The 21,116-nt window shown below is 68.5% G+C and carries 13 protein-coding genes and 4 pseudogenes; 12 read left to right on the top strand and 5 right to left on the bottom strand.

The window, feature by feature from the left end; all coding sequences use genetic code 11:
• The first annotated feature begins 8 nt into the window (after positions 1-8).
• Positions 9-3,149 (top strand): carbohydrate-binding protein, encoded by a 3,141-nt coding sequence (locus ACWDEN_RS33805; RefSeq protein ID WP_450861656.1) that lies wholly within the window; start codon positions 9-11, stop codon positions 3,147-3,149.
• 114 nt (positions 3,150-3,263) lie between these two features.
• On the opposite strand, the gene ACWDEN_RS33800 is transcribed toward ACWDEN_RS33805, so the two are convergent.
• Together ACWDEN_RS33800 and ACWDEN_RS33795 are read right to left on the bottom strand one after the other, a co-directional pair.
• A complete protein-coding gene (locus tag ACWDEN_RS33800) occupies positions 3,264-4,199 on the bottom strand; it encodes a discoidin domain-containing protein (RefSeq protein WP_450861727.1) in 936 nt (311 codons plus the stop codon).
• Positions 4,190-6,769, bottom strand: a pseudogene (locus tag ACWDEN_RS33795) (choice-of-anchor D domain-containing protein); the annotation flags it as partial. The pseudogene ACWDEN_RS33795 and the gene ACWDEN_RS33800, both read right to left, overlap by 10 nt.
• Positions 6,770-6,952: 183 nt before the next feature.
• Here ACWDEN_RS33795 and ACWDEN_RS33790 point away from each other — a divergent pair.
• From ACWDEN_RS33790 to ACWDEN_RS33745, 10 genes and pseudogenes are all read left to right on the top strand, one after another.
• On the top strand, positions 6,953-7,975 hold the full coding sequence (locus ACWDEN_RS33790) for a LacI family DNA-binding transcriptional regulator (protein ID WP_351234296.1): 1,023 nt from the start codon (positions 6,953-6,955) through the stop codon (positions 7,973-7,975).
• A gap of 195 nt (positions 7,976-8,170) precedes the next feature.
• Positions 8,171-9,529 (top strand): extracellular solute-binding protein, encoded by a 1,359-nt coding sequence (locus ACWDEN_RS33785; protein ID WP_351927891.1) that lies wholly within the window; start codon positions 8,171-8,173, stop codon positions 9,527-9,529.
• Positions 9,530-9,580: 51 nt separating this feature from the next.
• Positions 9,581-10,522, top strand: a complete 942-nt coding sequence (locus tag ACWDEN_RS33780; RefSeq protein WP_450861653.1) for a carbohydrate ABC transporter permease — start codon at positions 9,581-9,583, stop codon at positions 10,520-10,522.
• The gene (locus tag ACWDEN_RS33775; RefSeq protein ID WP_450861651.1) at positions 10,519-11,385 is read left to right on the top strand and encodes a carbohydrate ABC transporter permease; all 867 of its coding nucleotides are present in this window, start codon (positions 10,519-10,521) and stop codon (positions 11,383-11,385) included. Before ACWDEN_RS33780 ends, ACWDEN_RS33775 begins: the two co-directional genes overlap by 4 nt.
• A 26-nt stretch (positions 11,386-11,411) precedes the next feature.
• Complete coding sequence (locus ACWDEN_RS33770; protein ID WP_450861649.1) at positions 11,412-13,013, top strand: glycoside hydrolase family 13 protein; 1,602 nt, start codon at positions 11,412-11,414, stop codon at positions 13,011-13,013.
• A gap of 180 nt (positions 13,014-13,193) precedes the next feature.
• Entirely contained in the window at positions 13,194-15,173 is a 1,980-nt protein-coding gene (locus ACWDEN_RS33765; protein ID WP_450861647.1) for a glycosyl hydrolase family 28-related protein, read from the top strand.
• Between the two features lie 76 nt (positions 15,174-15,249).
• Positions 15,250-15,480 (top strand): annotated as a pseudogene (locus ACWDEN_RS33760) (IS5/IS1182 family transposase); the annotation flags it as partial.
• 433 nt (positions 15,481-15,913) lie between these two features.
• Positions 15,914-16,090, top strand: a complete 177-nt coding sequence (locus tag ACWDEN_RS33755; protein WP_450861645.1) for a hypothetical protein — start codon at positions 15,914-15,916, stop codon at positions 16,088-16,090.
• A 267-nt stretch (positions 16,091-16,357) separates the two neighbouring features.
• A complete protein-coding gene (locus ACWDEN_RS33750) occupies positions 16,358-17,017 on the top strand; it encodes a hypothetical protein (RefSeq protein WP_450861643.1) in 660 nt (219 codons plus the stop codon).
• Positions 17,018-17,149: 132 nt separating this feature from the next.
• Positions 17,150-17,391: pseudogene (locus ACWDEN_RS33745) on the top strand (IS630 family transposase); the annotation flags it as partial.
• Here the strand turns inward: ACWDEN_RS33745 and ACWDEN_RS33740 are convergent.
• The 3 genes and pseudogenes from ACWDEN_RS33740 to ACWDEN_RS33730 all read right to left on the bottom strand — a co-directional run.
• Positions 17,392-18,328, bottom strand: a pseudogene (locus ACWDEN_RS33740) (metallophosphoesterase); the annotation flags it as partial.
• Between the two features lie 250 nt (positions 18,329-18,578).
• On the bottom strand, positions 18,579-18,971 hold the full coding sequence (locus ACWDEN_RS33735) for an ATP-binding protein (protein ID WP_351605405.1): 393 nt from the start codon (positions 18,969-18,971) through the stop codon (positions 18,579-18,581).
• 297 nt (positions 18,972-19,268) lie between these two features.
• Positions 19,269-19,754, bottom strand: coding sequence for a MarR family winged helix-turn-helix transcriptional regulator (locus ACWDEN_RS33730; RefSeq protein WP_351605403.1), 486 nt, complete (start codon positions 19,752-19,754; stop codon positions 19,269-19,271).
• A 158-nt stretch (positions 19,755-19,912) separates the two neighbouring features.
• Between ACWDEN_RS33730 and ACWDEN_RS33725 the strand changes: the two genes are divergently transcribed.
• Positions 19,913-21,058 (top strand): PP2C family protein-serine/threonine phosphatase, encoded by a 1,146-nt coding sequence (locus tag ACWDEN_RS33725; protein WP_450861641.1) that lies wholly within the window; start codon positions 19,913-19,915, stop codon positions 21,056-21,058.
• Positions 21,059-21,116 lie beyond the last annotated feature (58 nt).

The following is a 21,116-nucleotide window of genomic DNA, read 5'->3' as shown; positions in this document are numbered from 1 at the left end:
AGCATCCAATGCGTGAGATCCCAAGGCCCTTACGTCGCACGGGGCTCGCCCCGCGCCTGGCTGTGGCCCTTGTCGCCGCGCTCGGCCTGGTGTGGATGTCCTTCGCGCCGGCCGGCGCCGCCTCCCGCACCGCGGCTGCCCCACCGGCGTCGGCCGCCGACGCGGCGCCGGCCGCGAGCACACCGGCGGGCGCCACCACTCCGTTCACCACCTATGAGGCCGAAGCCGGCACCCTGGGCGGGGGCGCCGGCAGGGTGTCGCTGACCTCGGCGCCAACGACGCAGTACTCGAGCGCTGCACTCGAGGCGTCCGGGCACGCGTACGTCCACTTGGGCACCACCGGTCAGTCGGTGCAGTGGACGAACAACACGGGCCAACCCATCAGCTTCATCAACGTCCGGGCCAGCATTCCCGACTCCTCGTCGGGCGGCGGCACCACCGGCACGCTGAACCTGTACGTCAACGGCACCTTCCGGCAGGCGTTGAACCTCAACTCCAAGCAGACCTGGGTGTACGAGGGCAACAACAACTACAACACCAGCGACAACCAGAACCCGGCGGACGGCTCTCCGCGGGTGTTCTTCGACGAGTCGCACACGTTCGTCGTGGGCACGCCCATCGCCCCCGGCAGCACATTCTCGCTGCAGAAGGACTCCTCGAACGGTGCGTCGTTCTACGACGTCGACGCCATCGACGTGGAGAACCCGCCGGCACCGATCGCCCAACCCGCCAACTCGATCTCCATCACCAGTTGCGGCGCGGTGTCCGACGACAACCCGACCAACGGGTCCGCCGACCCCCAGTCGGTGGACAGCACCGCCGCCATCCAGAACTGCATCAACCAGGCGCAGTCCCAGGGCAAGGTCCTCTGGTTTCCGCCGGGCACCTTCTACGTGAAGGGCACCACCGGCCTGCGCGCGCGGGGCATCACCATCGCCGGGGCCGGGATGTGGTACACCACGATCTACCGTGACGTGCCGGTGCCCAACAGCACCCCCCTGGCGGCGCTGTTCTCCCTGACCTCGTGCACCGTACGGGACTTCCACATCGACGCCAACGCCGTCAGCCGCGGCACTGTCGGCGGCGACGGTGGCGCCATGGACACCACCGGCACCAACTGGGTGGCCGACGGCATCTGGACCCAGCACACCATGTCCGGCTTCTGGGCCTCGGGCACCGGCGGAAAGGTGCAGAACAGCCGCCTGACCTCGATCTGGGCCGACGGGATCAACCTGAACAACGTGTCGCTCGACGCGAACACCGGAAACGACCTGACCGCCACGAACAACTTCGTGCGCGGCACCGGTGACGACGCGATGGCGATCAACTCGGTCAACTACAACACCAGCGGCAGCACGACGACCTACTACAACCCGATGACCCACATCACCTTCACCGACAACACCGCGATCGCGCCGTGGGGCGGCAAGGGCATCGGGATCTACGGCGGAAGCGGCCACCAGGTCAGCAACAACTACATCAGCGACACCGCGCGGTACATCGGACTGGGCGCCGGCCGCTTCGGCGTCAACGGCAACGACCTGCTGTCCGCGGCCGTGACCGGCAACGTCGTCGTCAGGTCGGGCGGCAACGCCTACAGCCAGGGCCAGCCCGCGCTGCACATCGGCAACGGCGGCGACGGCCAGAACACCGGCGTCGTCGACCACGTCACCGTCACCGGCAACACCGTGTCCGACTCCCTCTACGACGGGATCGGCTTCTCCACCTCGACCAACACGCTGCTGCAGAACAACACGATCACCAACCCCGGCCGCAACGGAGTGGTGATCGCACCGCCGTACTACCCGGCGCCCAGCGGATCCGCCACGATCACCGGAAACACCCTCACCGGACTGCACTCGGGGAACACCGCGTTCACCAACAATTCCAGCGGCTTCACCGCGACGGTGAGCGACAACAGCTGGCAGAACCCCGTGCCCGAGGGTCCCTACGGCGGCACTCCCGCCGCGGTACCGGGCACCGTGCAGGCGGAGAACTACGACACCGGCGGTCAGGGCGTCGCCTACAACGTCAGCTCGGTCAACGGCAACGGCACTGCCTACCGCTCCGACGGCGTCGACCTGGAGACCACCTCCGACACCGGCGGCGGCTACAACCTCGGCTGGACCAGCAGCGGGCAGTGGTTCCGCTACACCGTGGACGTCGCCACGGCCGGCACCTACACCGTCAGCCTGAGGACCGCGGCTCCCGCCGCCGTGACCGACGCGTTGCACCTGTCCAACGCATCCGGAACCAACCTCAGCGGAGCGGTCGACATCCCCGCCACCGGCGGCTGGCAGACCTGGACCACGGTCACCGCCAATGTCACACTCCCGGCCGGTCGGCAGGTCCTCACGCTCGACCAGGACAACAGCGGCTGGAATCTCAACCACCTCAGCTTCGCCGCGGCGAGCGGCTCCCCGTCGTCCACCTTGTCGGTCTCGCCGGCCTCGCTGACCTTCGCCGGCCAGACGCTGCACACCACCAGCGCGGCGCAAACGGTCACGGTGACCAACACCGGCACGGCGACAGCGACGATCTCCGGTGTCACCGTCTCCGGTGACTACGCCCAGACCAACACCTGTGACACCTCCGTTGCCGCCGGGGCCTCCTGTTCGGTCAGCGTCACCTTCACGCCGACCGCCTCCGGCACACGCACCGGCACACTCACCATCAAGGGCAACGCCTCCAACAGCCCCACCACCGTGGTGCTGTCCGGCACGGGCGTCACCACCAGCACCGACCTGGCCGCCGGCAAGGCCACCAGCGAGTCCAGCCACACCCAGACGTACGCGTCGTCGAACGTCACCGACGGCAACCAGAGCACCTACTGGGAGAGCGCCAACAACGCCTTCCCGCAGTGGGTGCAGGTGGACCTCGGCTCCGCCCAGAGCGCGTCCCGCGTGGTCCTCCAGCTGCCCGCCGGCTGGGGTGCCCGTACCCAGACGCTGTCCCTGCTCGGGAGCACTGACGACGCCACCTTCACCACGGTCAAGGCGTCGGCGAGCTATACCTTCGACCCGTCCGGCAACAACACCGTCACCATTACCTTCCCCACCACCGCCCAGCGCTACTTCCGGGTGAACACCACGGGGAACTCGGGGTGGCCGGCCGGGCAGCTCTCGGAGTTCCAGGTCTGGAGCTCCTGAATCGGCCGGCACCTCACCGGTACGTCCCTGCTGGTGTCTGTGCCTGCCGAAACTGACGGCATGACGGTGCCGCCGAGCACACGGGGCTCGGCGGCACCTTGGGTTCGGGTCAGTTCAATTGTTCCAGACCTGGAACTCCGAGATCTGTCCCGCCGGCCAACCGGTGTTCGCCGTGATGTTCACCCGGAAGTACCGCTGGGTGCTCGCGGGGAAAGTGATGGTGACCGTGTTGCTGGTGGCGGGGTCGAAGGTGTAGGTGGCCGACGCCTTGACGGTGGAGAAGGTGGTGCCGTCGGTGCTGCCCAGCAGGGACAGCGTCTGGTCGCGGGCGCCCCAGCCGGCGGGCAGCTGGAGGACGACGCGGGACGCGCTCTGCTGGGAGCCGAGGTCCACCTGCACCCACTGCGGGAAGGCGTTGTTGGCGCTCTCCCAGTAGGTGGACTGGTTGCCGTCCGTCACGTTGGACGACGCGTACGTCTGGGTGTGGCTGGACTCGCTGGTGGCCTTGCCGGCCGCGAGATCGGTGCTGACGGTGCCGGAGCCGTTGCCGCTGGTGAACACCTCGAAGTCCGACAACTGGGCCGCGTTCCAACCGGTGTTCGCGGTGATGTTCGCCCGCACGTAGCGCGCCGTGGTGGCGTTGAAGGTGACGGTCACCGTGTTGGTGTTGGTGTTGGGATCGAAGGTGTATCCGGCCGATCCCACGATGGTCGAGAACGTGGAGCCGTCCGTGGAACCCAGCAGTGACAGGGTCTGCGTGCGGGCGCCCCATGCCGTCGACGGCGGCAGCTTGAGGACGACCTTGCCGATGCTGTAGCTCTGGCCGAGGTCGACCTGGGCCCACTGCGGGAACGAGCCGTTGGTGCCCTCCCAGTAGCTGGACGGGTCGGAGTCGGTGAGGTTCGAGGCGACGTACGGGCTGTTGCTCGAACTCGCCGACGCCGGCCGGCCGCCACGTTGGTGCTGCTGTCGATGCCGCTGCCGGAGAGGGCCACTGTGAGCGGGTTGTTGTTCGCGTTGCTGGACACGGTGAGGGTGCCGGTGCGGGATCCGGGGGAGGTGGGCTTGAAGGCGACGCTCACCGTGCAGGACGCACCGACGGCGATGGTGGAGCAGTTGTTGGTCTGGCTGAAGTCGCCCGTCGCCGAGACGCTGGATACGGTCGCCGTGGTGGTGCCGGTGTTGGTCACTGTCACCGTCTTCGCCGAGGCGGTGGAGCCGACGACCGTGTCGGAGAACGACAGGCTCGTCGGACTGGCGTTCAGCGCGGGTCCGGCGGCGGTGCCGGTGCCGGAGAGGCTGACGGTGTTGGTGGTGCCGCCCGCGTTGACGGTCAGCGTTCCGGTGCGGTTGCCGGTCGCCGTCGGCGTGAAGGTGACGCTGACGGTGCACGAGCCGTTCGCCGGGATGGAGCTGCCGCAGGTGTTGGTCTGGGCGAAGTCGCCGCTGGTGGAGATGGAGGAGACGGAGGCGGACGAACCGGTCGGGTTGGAGACCGTCACGGTCTGCGCCGCGCTGGTCGTACCGCCGGCCTGCGAGCCGAAGCTCAGGGCGCTCGGGGAGGCGGTGACCGTGCTGGCCGGATAGGGCGGGTAGACCGGGGTGGGCCACCCGCCGCAGTACGCGGTGCCGCCGATGCCCGAGTTGCCGCCGCCGTCGGTCACCGTGAAGTTGCCACCCTCGCAGCTGTAGACGGGTGCGGGCCCGTTGACGCCGGTCGCGGTGACGTTGGTGAAGCTCGCCGAGCCGCCGGTCTGCTCCTGAAGGGCGAAGGTGCCGGTCCCGGCGATGGTCACGTTGTTGAGGTGGACACCGCTGACGGTGCCCTCGACCCACTGGATCCCCTCATAGGGGCTCTGCTGGATCAGCGCGTTGGTCACGTTGACCGGGCCGTTGATGGCCCCCTGACTGCCGTCGAACCACAGAGAGCCGACCCCGAACTGCCAGTTGGGGTCGAGGCTTCCATTGCGGATCAGCGTGTTGTCGGAGATGGTCGTGGTGCCGACCGGGGTGGAGCTGAAGCGCTGCCCGACGTGGATGCCGCCACCCTGAGTGATGCCGGTGTCCTGCACCAGGTTGCCGCTCACGGTGTTGTCGTGCCCGCCGTAGATCGCGATGCCGTTGGCGAGCATCTGCAGCTGCACCGTGTTGTCGGAGATGGTGTCGTTGGCGTCCGCGCCGATGCCGGCGTCCGCCCAGGTCGCGATGCCGTCGTCGCCCGTGTTGCGGATGTCGCTCCCCGTGACCTTGGAGTTGGTCACGCCGCCGTGGAAGTTGATGCCATCGGCGGTGGTGTCGCGGATCCGCATGCCGCTGAAGGTCAGGCCGTCCATCGGCCCGTCCATCCAGGCGCCGACCTTCTCGTGCTCGATCCACACGCTGGACACGGTGGAGTTGCTCATCGCGCCGCCGATGCCGTTCACCTGCGCGCCGTCGTTGCGGTCCTGGACGTCACCGGAGATCGCGAAGTTCTCCAGGTGCACGCCGGTGCTCGGCGACGGCGCGGAGTTGCCGTAGAAGCCCGGCGCCGACCCGGTGACCGTCGAGTACCACATGCCGGCGCCCGTGATCGTCACGTTGTTCACCGCGATGTGGCCCGGGATCTTGTACGTGCCGGGCGGCATCCACACGGTGCCACCGGCGCCCGCGGCGCTGATCGCCGAGTTGAAGGCGCTGGTCGAGTCGTTGACTCCGGTCGCGTCCGCGCCCTTGCTGGTCACCGACACCGAGCCGGCCGGCTGCGTCAGCGGGGCACCGACCTGCTCGAAGTCGGCGAAGTCGATGGTGTAGGACGTTGCGGTGTCCTCGGGGTCCACCTGCAGCGTGAAGGTGGTCCCGGCCGGATAGGTCTGCGTGAAGAGGCGATGGGCCTCGTCGAAGAAGTGGTGCGGGTTGCTGCCCGGGCTGTTGGTGAAGGGGTAGCTGCCGTAGAACCAGCTGTATGCGTTGGTCAGGGTGAAGTTGCTCTGCTTGGTGCCATTGACGTACAGGGACAGCGGCGCGTTGTAGACCGACCCGTTCGAGCTGTCCGGGATGCTGTACCGGAAGTTGATCGAGTTCGTGGCCACCGGCGTGGTGAAGGTGACGTACTTGCCCGCCCCCTGCAGCGTCACGGCCTTGCGGTAGGAGGCTTCGTCGGCCAGCTGGCCCTGCGTGTAGCTGGGACCGATGACGCTGCCGTTGGTGGCGGCGTTCTCCGCCTGGACCTCAACATAGGGCAGGGCGGCACCGCTGCCGCCGGTGGCGGCGGCCCATGCCGGGGGCGCCGCCAGGAGGACGCTCGTTGCGACCAGCAGTGCGCCGGTGCCGCCCAGGGCGACCGCGCGTCTGAGTGTGCGTAGGGACTGGAACAAGGGTTGCTCCTTGGGGCCGAAGCCGTCGTGAGGCGTGCCGCCGTCGGGTGGGGTGCCCGAGGTCAGGTGCCCTTGGGCACGACGCAGCGCTTCGCCGGCCCTTCGTGGCCGGGCAAGGTGGAGCAGGTGCGAACAGGTGGAGCGGGAGGATCCGAGCACAGGCGGCGGCGCGTGCAGCACCGTATTGGCTCGGGCAGAGACGAGCAATATTCCGACCAGAGTTTGTTTCAAGCTTACTTTTTCTTGCAAGTTGTCGATCTCCAGCATCGTGGTCGCGTCGGCGTACGGAGAAGCCTTACCCACCTGGGGAGGGCGCGTCCGCCCCTGGCGTCGGATCGTCCCCGGGTGGAGCTTTCTCGCCTTGGCTGTCCCGATGTTCTTGCTGCAAAGACTGACGAATTTTTACGCCAGGCCGTAAGTGGATTGCGGATCATGCCCTAGGCTTGAGCCATGACACGACGACTTGCCGAGGTGGCCAGGAAAGTCGGGGTCAGCGAGGCGACGGTCAGCCGGGTACTCAACGGCAAGCCCGGTGTCTCCGAGCAGACCCGCGAGGCCGTGCTGACCGCCCTGGACGTGCTCGGCTACGAGCGCCCGACCCAGCTGCGGGGCGAGCGCTCGAGGCTGGTCGGGCTGGTCCTGCCAGAGCTGCAGAACCCCATCTTCCCCGCCTTCGCCGAGGTGGTCAGCAGTGCCCTGGCGCAGCAGGGCTTCACCCCGGTGCTGTGCACGCAGACGGCGGGCGGCGTCTCCGAAGCCGACTATGTGGAACTGCTGCTCCAGCAGCAGGTCTCGGGCGTGATCTTCTTCGGTGGCCTGTACGCCCAGGCCGAGTCCCCGCACGAGCACTACGAGCGGCTGTCCCGCCGCGGTCTGCCGACGGTGCTCATGAACGCCGCCATACCCGACCTGGACTTCCCACAGGTCAGTTGCGACGACGCGGTCGCGGTGGAACAGGGCGCCGGGCACTTGCTGTCGCTGGGCCACCGGCGGATCGGCCTGGTGCTCGGCCCGCCCGATCACATGCCGTCGCGACGCAAGCTGGCGGCGGCTCGCACAGTACTGGAGGGGGCCGGGCTGGAGCTCGAGGAGGCGGACGTCGCACACGCGTTGTTCTCCCTGGAGGGCGGGCAGGCCGCGGCCGCGCGCCTGCTGCAGCGCGGTGTCACTGGCATCATCTGCGCCTCGGACCCGCTGGCCCTGGGGACGGTGCGCGCTGCCCGCAGGCGCCGGCTCGATGTGCCCCGGGACGTGTCGATCATCGGCTACGACGATTCCTCCTTCATGACCTGCACCGATCCGCCGCTGACCACCATCCGCCAGCCCATCGAGGCGATGGGCCGCGCCGCCGTGGAGCTGCTCGTGGGAGAGCTGGCCGGCGCCAAGGTCACCCACGACGAGCTGCTCTTCGAGCCGGAGCTCGTGGTGCGCGGATCCACCGGTCTGGCGCGAGAGAGCCCAGCCGCTGACTGAGCGCCAACTCGCAGCGCCGGCAAGGGCCGTACCCCACGAGGTGCGGCCCTTGCGGTGTTTGTGGCGAGCCCCATCACGGTTTCGCGTTGGCTTCTTGCAAAGTACCGTCGAGATATTGCGGCGCCGACGGGGTCGGTGCTTAAGTGAGGCACGCCACATCCCCACGCACTCCGCCCATGAAGGGGTCTTCCACCCATGCGCAGATCCGCAGCGCTGCTGATCGCCGGCGCTCTCACCCTGACCGCTGCCGCCTGTTCCAGTTCCTCCGACGGCGGTGCCAAGCCGACCAACGGCAAGGTCACGATCTCCATCGACTGCGCCCCGCCGAAAAGCCGCCCGACGCAGCGCAAGCAGTGGGCCGACGACATCGCGGCCTTCGAGAAGCTGCACCCGAACATCACGGTGAAGAGCATCGACACGTTCCCGTGCGAGACCCCTGAACTGTTCACGGCCGCGCTCAAGGGCGGCACCGAGCCCAACGTCTTCTACACCTACTTCACGGACAAGCAGCAGGTCCTGGACGCCGGCCAGGCGGCCGACATCACGAAGTACGTCACCTCCGAGAACCTGCCGGTCAAGGACGACATCATGTCCTCGGTGTGGGACACCCAGAAGTCCGGCGGGAAGATCTACGGCATTCCGCGCACCAACTACACCATGGGCGTGATCATCAACCGGAAGCTCTTCCAGAAGGCCGGGCTGAACCCCGACCAACCGCCGCAGACCTGGGCCGAGGTCGAGGCCGACGCCAAGAAGATCGCCGCCCTGGGCAAGGGCATCGCGGGCTACGGCGACTACAGCGCGGGAAACAACGGCGGCTGGCACTTCACCGCCGAGATCTACGCCCAGGGCGGCCGGATGGTGAGCGACGACGGCACCAAGGCGGCCTTCAACAACCCACAGGGCCTGGCCGTGCTTCAGAACCTGCACAAGCTTCGCTTCGACGACAACGTCATGGGCAGCACCCAGCTCTACAAGTGGGGCGACCTCCAGAAGCAGATGGCCGCGGGCAAGTTGGGGATGTACATCGCCGCCCCTGACGACATCACCTACATGGTGCAGAGCCTCGGCGCCCACTACGAGGACTTCGGCATGGGCCCGGTCCCCGGCCAGAGCGCACCCGGCGTCGGCACCCTCACCGGCGGCGACGACTACATGTTCAACGTCAAGGACACCCCCGAGCAGATCAAGGCCGGGATCCAGCTGCTCAGCTACCTCTGGCTGACGGAGGGCCAGGGCCAGCAGTACAACTACCCCCGCTCCAAGTCCTCCGGCCAGGCGGTCGGCCTGCCCCAGCCGCAGCTGTTCCAGGGTGCCACCGCCACCAAGGACGCCCAGCTCAAGGCCGCCAACGCCACCATGTCGGTACAGGCCTTCGAGCCCTTCGTGAAGGCCAACGTCCCCGGCGTCACCGAGCCCGGCAACGCCCAGGCCATCTACAAGATCCTCGACACGGCAATGGCGTCCACGCTGACGAACCCCCATGCCGACCTGCAGAAGTTGCTGGACACCGCTGAGCAGCAGGTCAACCAGGTCCTCGCCAACGCCCAGTAGTCGCAAGGGCCGCCAGGCCCCGGGACGGGCAGCCTCTCAAGGAGATCGACGATGGCGGTCGCGACCGCATCCTCCGGAACCGACGCGCCGCCCGCCAAAGCGGCCGACCGGGCCGGGGCACTGCGCAGATCCGTACAGCGCAACCTCACCGCACACGGCTTCCTGATCGGCGCGGTGCTCTGCTTCGCCTGCTTCCAGTGGTATCCCATGGTCCGCGAAGTGATCATGAGCTTCCAGAAGGCGAAGGCGGGCAGGACCACCTGGGTCGGCCTGCACAACCTCGACCAGATCGTGCACGACCCCAGCTTCTGGCCGGCCTGGCGGAACACCGCCGAATTCACCGGCCTGGCCCTGCTGTTCGGCTTCGCGCTGCCGTTCGTCACGGCCGTGGTGATGAACGAACTGCGGCACGCGCGCGGCTACCTGAGAATCCTGGTGTACCTGCCGGTGATGCTTCCGCCGGTGTCCTCACTGCTGCTGTTCAAGTACCTGTACAACCCCGAGTACGGGCCGATCAACCGGTCACTGCAGCTGCTGCACCTGCCCACCTCCGGCTGGCTGCAGTCCCCGGACATGGCGATGCTCGCCGTCGTCATCGCCTCCACCTGGATGAACATGGGCAGCGCCACGCTGATCTACCTGGCGGCGCTGCAGAACATACCCGGTGAGCTCTACGAGGCCGCCGAACTGGACGGAGCCGGACTGCTGCGGCGCGTCTGGCACGTGACGATCCCACAGACCCGGCTCGTTCTCTCGCTGATGCTGATGCTTCAGATCGTCGCCACCATGCAGGTCTTCGTCGAGCCCTTCATCCTCACCAACGGCGGCCAAGGGGTGGAGGGTTCGACCACCACCGTCGTCTACCTGATCTACCAGTACGCCTTCAACTTCTCCAACTACGGCGCCGCCTGCGCCCTCGGGCTGCTCCTGCTGCTGGTGCTCGCCGGGTTCTCGGTGATCTACGTGCGACTCAACCGGAGGCTGGAGTCATGAGCGACACCCGCACCCTGGTCAATCCGGCCCAGCTGAACCGCACGCTCTACCGCGCGACGCTGATCCTGGTCGTCGCCGCCTTCACGCTGGCCTTCCTCGGCCCCCTCTACCTGCTGGTGACGGGCGGGCTCAAGGGCACCACCGAGTCCATCCAGACCCCGCCCACCTTCTACCCGCACCACATCGAGGCCTCCAACTACAGCGACGCGTGGACTCGCCTCAGCATCGCCCACCTGCTGCTCAACACGCTCTGGTACGCCTTCGGGGCACTCGCCTTCCAGCTCGTCCTGGACGTCGCCGCGGCCTACTCGCTGTCCAAACTACGGCCGGCGCTGGGCAACGCGATCCTCGGCCTGATGCTGGCCACCCTCATGATCCCAGCCATGGTGCTGGTCGTCCCGCAGTACCTGACCGTGCTGGACCTGCCGCTGATCCACCAGAACCTGCTCAACTCCCCCTGGGCGATCTGGCTCCCGTCGGTGGCCAACGCCTTCAACATCTACCTGCTGAAGCGCTTCTTCGACTCCGTGCCCCAGGAACTCCTCGATTCCGCCGCCATCGACGGCGCCGGACCGCTGCGCACGCTCCTCTCCATCGTGCTGCCCATGTCCCGGCCGATCATCGGCGTGGTGTCCATCTTCGCCCTGGTCAACGTGTGGAAGGACTTCCTCTGGCCGCTGCTGGCCGAGCCCGACCCGACCAGGCAGACACTCAACGCCGGTATCTACTCCCTCTCCCTGGGCGTGCCGGAGAACGTGCTGATCGCCGCCTCGGCCATCTCCGCCGTGCCGACGGTGGTCTTCTTCCTGATCTTCCAACGCAACATCATGTCCGGGCTCACCGCCGGCAGCCTCAAGGGCTGACACCATCTCCCGAGGAGACTTCTACCGTGCACCAACCCCACGAGTGGTGGCGTGGCGCCGCGATCTACCAGATCTACGTGCGCAGCTTCGCCGACACGGACGGCGACGGGGTGGGCGACCTGGCGGGCGTCCGGTCCCGGCTGCCGTATCTCGCCGAACTCGGTGTCGACGCACTCTGGTTCACCCCTTGGTACGCCTCACCGATGGCCGACGGCGGCTACGACGTGGCCGACTACCGGGCCATCCATCCGGCCTTCGGCAGCCTGGGAGAGGCCGAGAAGCTGATCTCCGAGGCACTCGCGTCGGGTATCCGCACCATCGTCGACATCGTCCCCAACCACGTTTCCGACCGGCACCGCTGGTTCCAGGAGGCGCTCGCCGCAGGCCCCGGCTCGCCGGAGCGCGATCGGTTCTGGTTCCGTGAGGGCCGAGGCGAGCGGGGCGAACTTCCTCCCAACAACTGGATGTCGCAGTTCGGTGGCAGCGCCTGGACCCGCGTCCCGGACGGCCAGTGGTACCTGCACCGCTTCGCCTCCGCCCAGCCCGACCTGAACTGGCAGCACCCCGAGGTGCGCCGGGAGCACGAGGAGGTGCTGCGCTTCTGGTTCGACCGGGGCGCGGCCGGGGTCCGCATCGACTCCGCTGCCGAGGTCATCAAGGACCCGGCGCTTCCCGACCTGGTGGACGGTGCGGACCCACATCCCTACCTGGACCGCGACGAGATCCACGACGTGTACCGGGACTGGCGCAAGGTCGCCGAGTCCTACACCCCGCCGCGCGCCCTGATCGGCGAGGTCTGGCTGCCCGACCCCGAGCGCTTCGCCCGCTACCTGCGCCCGGACGAACTCCACACCGCCTTCAACTTCGGCTTTCTCACCTGCCCTTGGGACGCCGCGCGGCTGCGCGAGGCGATCGCGACCACACTGGCCGTACACACGCCCGTCGGCGCGCCCGCCACCTGGGTGCTGGCCAACCACGACGTGACCCGGACCGTCACCCGCTACGGCCGTGCCGACACCGGCTTCGACTTCGCGGCCAAGGCCCACGGCACTCCCACCGACCTCGCACTGGGCACGCGGCGCGCCCGGGCGGCAGCGCTGCTGAGCCTGGCCCTGCCCGGCTCCGTCTACCTCTACCAGGGCGAGGAGCTCGGCCTGCCCGAGGTCGAGGACCTGCCGCACTCGGTCATCGAGGACCCGATGTTCCACCGCACCGGGGGAGCCGACCCCGGCCGGGACGGCTGCCGCGTGCCGCTGCCGTGGAGCGGCGACGCCCCGCCGTTCGGCTTCGGCCCCGAGGGCACTCGGCCCTGGCTGCCCCAGCCTCGGCACTGGTCGGCGATGACGGCGGAGCAGCAGGTGGCGGACCGGGACAGCATGCTGAGCCTGTACCGCACGGCGCTGCGCCTGCGCCGGAGCGAGACCGCCCTCGGCGACGGGCAGATGACCTGGCTTCCCAGCGGCCCCCAGGTCCTCTCCTTCACCCGCGACCCCGGCTTCGGCTGCGTCGTCAACCTGGGCTCGGAGCCGGCACCGCTGCCACCGCACCGGCAGGTCCTGCTGAGCAGTGCACCGCTGAGGGACGGGCAACTGCCCACCGATACCGCGGTCTGGCTGCGCCTGCCCTGAGCCAGACGCATCCCCTGATCGCACACAGGGCCGCGCCGCCCCTGGGGGGAGCGGCGCGGCCCGCCCCTCCCCACACCTCGCGCGAGGGCCCATCGCCCTCCACCACAGAATCGAGGCGCAGTGAACCGCACAAGCAGACGTACCGGCGCGCGGCGAAGAGCCGCCGCAGCCCTGGCGGTCGTGACAGCGACGGTAGGCCTCACCGCCGTACCGGCCGGCGTTGTCGCGGCGGCACCGGCTGGTGCCGCCGGGGAGACCCAGGCCACGCCGGTGACCCGCGCCGGGCTCGACCCCACCCTGGTCGCCGGTCGCGGAGCCGACCTCGGCTTCCTGGAGCAGGAGGCGGAGCACGCCCCGACCGACGGCACCGTCATCGGGCCGGGTCGCACCGCGTACACGCTCGCCGCCGAGGCTTCAGGCCGCAGTGCGGTCAGTCTCGCGCCTGGCCAGTACGTCGAGTTCACGCTGCCGCGTGCTGCCAACGCCATCACTGTGCGCTACAGCGTCCCGGACGCCCCGACCGGCGGCGGGATCACCGCCCCGCTCGACGTCAGCGTGAACGGACGCCACCGCAGCACCATGACGCTGACCTCGCAGTACGCCTGGCTGTACAACCAGTATCCGTTCACCAATGACCCCACCGCCGACCTGCTGCACCCCGACTGGTGGATCACCGAGTGCGGCTGCGTCCCAGGCGCCACCACCCCGGCCCCGGTCATTCCCAAGCCGTTCCGGCCGAACCACTTCTACGACGAGCAGCGGCTGCTGCTCGGCCGTAACTATCCGGCCGGTGCACACATCCGGCTGCGCGTGCCGGAGCGCAGCGAGGCCGCGACCACCGTGATCGACCTGATGGACTCCCAACTCGTCGCTCCACCGAAGGCGGACCCGTCCGCGGCCAACGTGCTGGCCTTCGGAGCGGACCCCAGCGGACGGCGCGACTCCGCCGACGCGATCGACAAGGCCATGGCCTTCGCCGGACGGGCACACCTGAAGGTGTACATCCCTCCGGGGACGTACCAGGTCAACCGTCACATCATCGTCGACGACATCACGATCGAGGGTGCCGGCAGCTGGTACACGATCATCAAGGGCCACCAGGTCACTCTCGCGGCACCGGCCCCGGACGGCTCGGTTCACACCGGCGTCGGCTTCTACGGCAGGGACGCTTCGGCGGGCGGCAGCCACCACGTGCACCTGTCGGGCTTCGCCGTCGAGGGCGACGTGCGCGAACGGATCGACACCGATCAGGTGAACGGCATCGGCGGAGCACTGAGCGACTCGACCATCGAAGGGCTCTACATCCACCACACCAAGGTGGGCATGTGGTTCGACGGGCCCATGAGCAACCTGCGGATCACCGGCAACCAGATCGCGGACCAGATCGCCGACGGCATCAACTTCCACGCCGGGGTGACCGACTCCCTTGTCTCCGGCAACTTCATCCGGAACACCGGCGACGACGGGCTGGCCATGTGGTCGGAGAAGACGGAGGACGCGGGCGACGTCTTCGACCACAACACCGTGCAGACCCCGGTGCTGGCCAACGGCATCGCGGTATACGGCGGAACGGACAACACCGTCTCCGGCAACCTCGTCGCGGACCCTGTCCGGGAGGGCAGCGCTGTCCAGGTCGGCTCCCGTTTCGGCGCTGAAGCCTTCACCGGCCACCTGTGGATCACCGACAACACCACCGTGCGTGCCGGTACCTACGAGCTCAACTGGAACATCGGGCTCGGGGCGATCTGGCTCTACGCCCTGGAGAAAGACATCAGCGCGGACGTCGAGGTGGTGGGCGACTCCTTCCTCGACAACACCTACAACGCGGTGATGTTCGTCGCCGACTGGCCGGTCAAGGACAAGTACTCGATCACCAACGTGCACTTCAAGGACATCAGAGTCGACGGTACGGGCACGTCCGTGGTGAGCGCCCGCGCCGCGGGGTCGGCGAGTTTCGAAGACGTGCAGGCCCGCAACGTCGGTGCGGTCAGCGTCAACAACTGCGGGTCCTTCCACTTCACCCCTGCCGGTTCGGAGTTCTCCGTCTCCGACCGCGGCGGCAACGGGTCCTGGCTCGCGCCGTGGGAACTCCCCAACACCATCACCTGCGACGACCGGCCTGCGGTGGTGCCCCCACCCGCACCGAGCCCCTGGCCGTAGGAGTCCAGAGGATCCCGTGCGACGGTCACCTCCCCGGGCCTCCAGGCTCCGGGGCCGGGCGGCCGGCTGCGAGGCCCTGGACCGCCTGGACGACCTGGGACCGCTGCCCGGCGACGTCACCGTGCACCTGGACGCCGGCTGACGTACCCACGCCCGGCAGAATGCCTTCCACCGGCTCGCCCGCTGCTGCGAGCCCCGCGCCGCCGTCGTCGACGCCTTCTTCGACCTCGCCGACGCGATCACCACCGTGCGCAGTCTGATCCGGCAGGCATGGACGACGCACCGCCGGGGAGCCCCGGAGAAATGAGGCGGCCTCGGCAGCCGATTCTTGGCGTACGCCCGGCAGCGGTCTCAGAGGTGGAGCCGCCCTTGCGCCGTCACCACCGTATCGTCAGCCGTCAACTCGCCCCGCCGATCGGTGACGACGTACATCGGAGGGGGCCCGTGGGTTGGTGTGCCGCCTCTGCCTGGGGTCACGTGTGCCGACGATTCCCGCGCCGGTCTTCGGCGCGACGAGGACGCGATGCCAATCCGTTCTCCACCACCTGCAACGCTGTCACGTATTCAGCGGCACCGCTCCGTCGCTTTCGACACTAGTGGACGGTCCGACGAGAGGTCACCGGAGTGGTGGTGGCACCTGGCCGTCCCGAGAGGCCTCCAATTGATTACGACGACCTGTCAACACTCTCTGGCTGGTCCAAGCCCCGAAGCTGCCAGACCATCCGGCCTACCGGGAGATCATGGCGGTGTTCACCGCGGCCGACTCGCCGTTGCGGGCGCGGGCGGTGTGCGAGGCGATGGACGTGCAGATCGCGCCCAACCACGTGAACAACGTCCGCCTGAAGCTCAAGCGGCTGGCCGAGCGCAGGATTCTGATCGAGACCGAGCAGGGATTGTTCACCCGGCCGCGGCCGTAGCCGTCCATCGAGCCCACGGCCAGGCCGCCCGCACCAACCGAAATGGGTGCAGATCCCCTCAGGGGATCTGCACCCATTCTCGATCTTCACTGCGTTAGAGGTATCGACGCCTCTCTGGCGGGCCCAATAGGATGCGGCGCTCAATTCAACCGCGATCAAGCAAGGAGGGGGCGCGGGATGCTACTGACGTGCCGAAAGTGTCGGCAGCGTGGAGTTGCTTTTGACGGGATCAAAGGACTGTGTCCGGTCTGTCAGCAGGAGAGCGACTTGTCGAAGCCGCCTCAGCGTCGGGGGCGCAACGCCAAGGCGGCGTTGCTGATCCAGTCCAAGGTAAGTCCCGGGCGGGTTTCGATGACGGGCCCACTGCTCACGGTACTGGCTGCAGCCGCGGTGGCCATCGTCAGCGAGGTCGTGCGGTTCTCCGCCGAGCGCACGCGGGCCCACCAATGGGCCTTGGCCGCCGCTAACGACGGCTATGACCGGCAGGCTTTGCACAGCGCACTCCAAACGATTAACACCACGAACATGTTGCGCTTCGCAGCCTTCATGGCAGTTCTGTATGCCTACCAGCGGTGGGCGCGCGCTGGCCACGCGAACGCCATGTCACGCACCGACATCGGGCTGGGATGGACCAGGGCCCTGCCAGGCGGCCGCGGAGTCGTCTGGACCTACGGCGCGTGGCTCCTGTCGGTTTTCGCCGCGCTCTACCTCTCATTCGTGACCAACTCCAACCTCCGAACGCCCGGCGACTACGAGACCGCGGCGAACGTCGACGCCATCTACAGCCTGGTCCGAATAGCCCTGGCCGTCCTACTGAGCACGTTCGTCGTGCAGTTGACCCTTGGACTGAACAAGCTGCTGGCCACGCCACAGACCATGGACGTGGCCGACCGGCCCGTCGAGCTGCAGACCATCGACGAGGAGTAACCTGCCACGCCTGGCCGCAGCGCCGGGGGAGCGCGACCTGCGATGTTCCAGTTATCAGTAAAGGTGCAGTTCCCTGAAGGGATCTGCACCCAACCGAAATAGCAAAACGGGCATCAGCTCGCGTACCACCCTCTCAACACGCGCCGGGCTGCCGGGATGCGTGGGTACGCTGCCGCACACGACTGGCTGCCAACTTCCGTCACACGTACTGGACTTGAATCCGGTCGAGAGTGTCTCGTCGCTGTTACGGCGCGTTCCACTGGCCAACACCGCCTTCACCGACGACGAGCACCTCGGAACGCACCCTCCGCCGAGGTCTGCGCCACATCCAGCTTCGCCCTGACCTCGTCGACGGCTGCCTCACCGGCACCGGGGGTGGTCTCGCTGGGGGCGAAGACGCGGAAGGGTGGGCCCCAGAAGCCGGTGCCGCGGCTGGTGTAGAGGAGGGTGCGGGTGCCGTGGTGGCTGAGGCCGGCGAGGGCGGGCTGGTCGATGCGGACGAGGTGGTGGAAGGGCCAGATCTGGCCGCCGTGGGTGTGGCCGGAGAGTTGGAGGTCGATGCCGGCGGTTGCCGCCCGGTCGATGAACTTGGGCTGGTGTGCCAGGAGCAGGACGGGCAGGTCGGGGTCGGCGCCGTCCAGGGCTCCGGCGAGGTGGGCGCGGTGGCCTGCCAGGCCGGAGGACTCGGCGGTGACGTCGTCCACGCCGGCGACGACGAGGGTGTCGCCTCCGCGTTCGAGCAGCAGATGGCGGTTGCGCAGCGGCTCCCAGCCCAGCTCGTCCATCAGGTCGACCCAGCCCTCGGCCGTGGGACGGCCTGGCGCGGCGGCGTTCGGCCGTGCCGTCCCCGATGTCGCCGGTGTCGCAGACCAGGTCGGCTTCCAGAGCGTTCACCGCCTAGCACACCCGCGCCGACCAGCGAGCACGATCGAGGGGACCGTAGTGGGTGTCGGCGATGAGAACGACGCGGATACCGGCCAACCCGGCACCCAGCCAAGGGAGTTGCACGTCGTGGCGGCGCACGCGCGGCACGCGGCGGGCCTCGGCGTAGCCCCAGGCGAGCTGGCGCCGGCCGTGGCCGCTCACCATCGCGAGCGGCATACCGATCAGGCCGAGGACGAACAGGGCGGTGCCGAACATAGTGACGGGCAGCGGCCAGTGCTGGCCGGTGTACAGGAGCACCCAGCAGGGCACGGCCCACAGCAGGACGGGGGCGATCATGGGGATGTAGCGCATCAGGCGGTGCAGTCGGCCCTGCTGCGGTGCTTGCGCTTCACCCTCGGCGGGCCTGGCGCTGCCGGTGGCGGTCACGCTTCCCCTCCCTGACCGGGCTCCCGTCTCGCGCACTGTATCCGGTCGCCCTGAGGCCGGCCGGAGGGGGGTTCATGGGTGCGGCCCCGTGGGGCGAAGGAAGGCTGTCGGCTGGGAACCGGAGTCGGCCGTCGCCGAGGGAGGCGAAGGCCGCGCCGGTCGCGGCGAGCAGCACGACGTCGGAGAGGGCGCTGCAGATCTGGAGGGCGGCGGAGTTGGCACCGGCCTCCTGCGGTGTGGAGAGCCGGGTTCAGTGGGCCAGCGCGAGCACGGCCTCTACCGTCTTGCCGGACCTGTGTGTGCTGACTCGTACCTCTTGCGCCAGTTCCAGGACCAGCGGCCAGCCGAATCCGCCGGGCTCCCACAGCGGAGTGTTGCGCCGGTGAGGAGGCGTGGGGCTGGCGTCCGCCACCCGTACGGTCACGGTTTCCTCGTCCGCCCGCAGTCCGAAGCCGGTCACTCCGCCGGCGTGCCGGATGGCGTTCGTGACGAGTTCCGACACCGCGAGGAGTATCGCCTCCGCCTGAGCGGAGTCGTCGGGCTCCAGGACGGACAGGAAGATCCGCGTGATACCGCGTGCGTCCTCGGCTGTTCGAGGACTCCTGGCGGGCCGGTGCACATCCTCCGTGAAGGAGGGCACCATCACTCACCTCCGATCTCAATGGGTGCTTTTGTCCGCTTACCCGGCAGGGCCGGGATCAGACGCGTTCCACTTACAGGTGAGTCCGCAGGTCGATCGACGGCGGTCTCGGGGTATCCGAAGCCGTGAAAGCCCCCAAGACGTTCGTTGCCATGCGGGAACAATGACCGAAGACCGACCAACCAGCCGTGCCGTACCGCACGAGGAGGGATGTGGAATGTTCCGGCGGACGGCAACCGCTCCGCGCACCACCCATCGACGCCCAGGAGGGTCGGGAGGCCCGGTGGCGCGACCCGGCGTTCAGGCCGTGCGGTCGCCGGTCCGCGCGTCTTTGTCGTCCATCTGCAGTGTCGCCGCGTCGCAGAACGCCTCCAACCCCTCCAGCAGCGCCGCTCGTTTGCCGACGGGCATGAGCCTCAGCACCGTCTGCAGCTCCTGCTCCCTGCGCGTGCGCAGTTCGTCGAGGAAGGCGCGGCCCCGCTTGCTGAGGTGCAGCCGGACCTCGCGCCGGTCGGCCTTGCCGATCACGCGCTCGACGAAGCCGGCCGCGACCAGCCGGTCACAGAGCCGACTGGTCGCGGGGGGCGCGGAGGAGAGCGCGTCACACAGGGCGCGCAGGTTGATACCGTCCTGGTGCTCCAGGGTCAACAGCACCCGCATCTGCGACGCCGACGCCGGCGCGGTGGTGGCCCGGCCCCACAGGACTTCCAGCAACTCTCCGGCCGTCGCGGTCACTCGGGCGACCTCGACGGGTTCCGGGCGGGGACGGAATGCGGTCACTGTCACACTCTCGCAGGCACTGGGACGGTCGCCAGCGTACTAGGCACCCGCAACGGCAACAGATGGTTTGAACGGCGTGGCGCGGCTACCGAGCGGCCTCCTCGCGAGCGAGGCCGGTACGTGTCCACCGAAGGATTGGTGTGTTTACCACCGTGAACAGATACGTGACCGCTGAGCGGGCTCTGCGCACAGCGGCATCCCACGAGTTGCTCGACGCCGTCCGTCGCGTGCTGGTCGAGCAGTACGGCGCGGAGTCCGTCGACCTGCTGATGGCCGACTACGGGCTGACGGTGCTTCAGCCTGTGTCGGTGCCCCACACCGGGGAGCCGGTGTCCGTGCACAACAGTGTGGCGGGCCGTGCTTTCGGTGCCCAGGAACCGGTCGTCGAATCCGCTTCCGGCGGCCGCGTGCGGGTGCACCTGCCGGTCAGCGTGCGCGGGGACCGGCTGGGAGTGCTGTCCGTGACTCTCGCGCACAGGGGCGGGGTCCGGGAACTGCTCGGTGAACTCTCCGACATCGCTGAGGTGGTCGGCCACGAGCTGCTCGTCGCGGAGCGGGACACCGACATCTACGTGCAGGCGCGGCGCAAGGACCGGCTCACCCTGGCCGCCGAGATGCAGTGGCAGCTGCTGCCCGGACGCTCCTGCTCCCGCCGCGAGTACGAACTGGCGGGGCAGTTGGAGCCGGCGTACGCGATCTTCGGTGACAACTTCGACTGGTCCGCCACGGCCGACCGCCTGATGCTGTACGTCACCAACGGCATGGGGGAGGGGATAGAAGCCTCCCTGCTGACGAACCTGGCCATCAACGCCCTGCGCAACGCCCGCCGCGCCGGGCTCGCCATCGACGACCAGGCCGCCCTGGCGGACCAGGCGGTGTACGCCCACTACCGGGGCCGCGGCTACCTGTCGGTGCTGATGTTCGACTTCGACCTCGCGACGGGCCGCGCCGAGGTGGTGGACGCCGGCTCGCCGCAGATGCTGCGGCTGCGCGGCGGCGCGGTGGAACACGTCACCTTCGAGGCGCAGCTTCCGTTGGGCATGTTCGAGGAGACCGACTACGTGGCTCAGGAGTTCCAAGTCCAGCCCGGTGACCGGCTCGTGTTCGTCAGCGACGGGGTGTACGCGGTTGCCGACCCCAAGGGTGAGGCGTACGGCGATGTCGCCCTTGCGCGGGCGATCCAGGCCACTCGGCTGCTGCCGGCCGCCGATGTCCCGCGCGCCATCCTGCGGGAGTTGACCGGCCACCGCGGTCGTTGTGTGCCCGACGACGACGCGCTCGTCGTCTGCCTCGACTGGCACGGCACCTGACCCCGGGCAGGATCGCCGGCCGGGCACTTTGATGTGTGCCGATCCCGTGTTGTTCGCA

The organism is Streptomyces sp. NPDC001153 (genome assembly GCF_053598315.1).
This window is presented reverse-complemented; position numbering and strand designations above follow the sequence as displayed.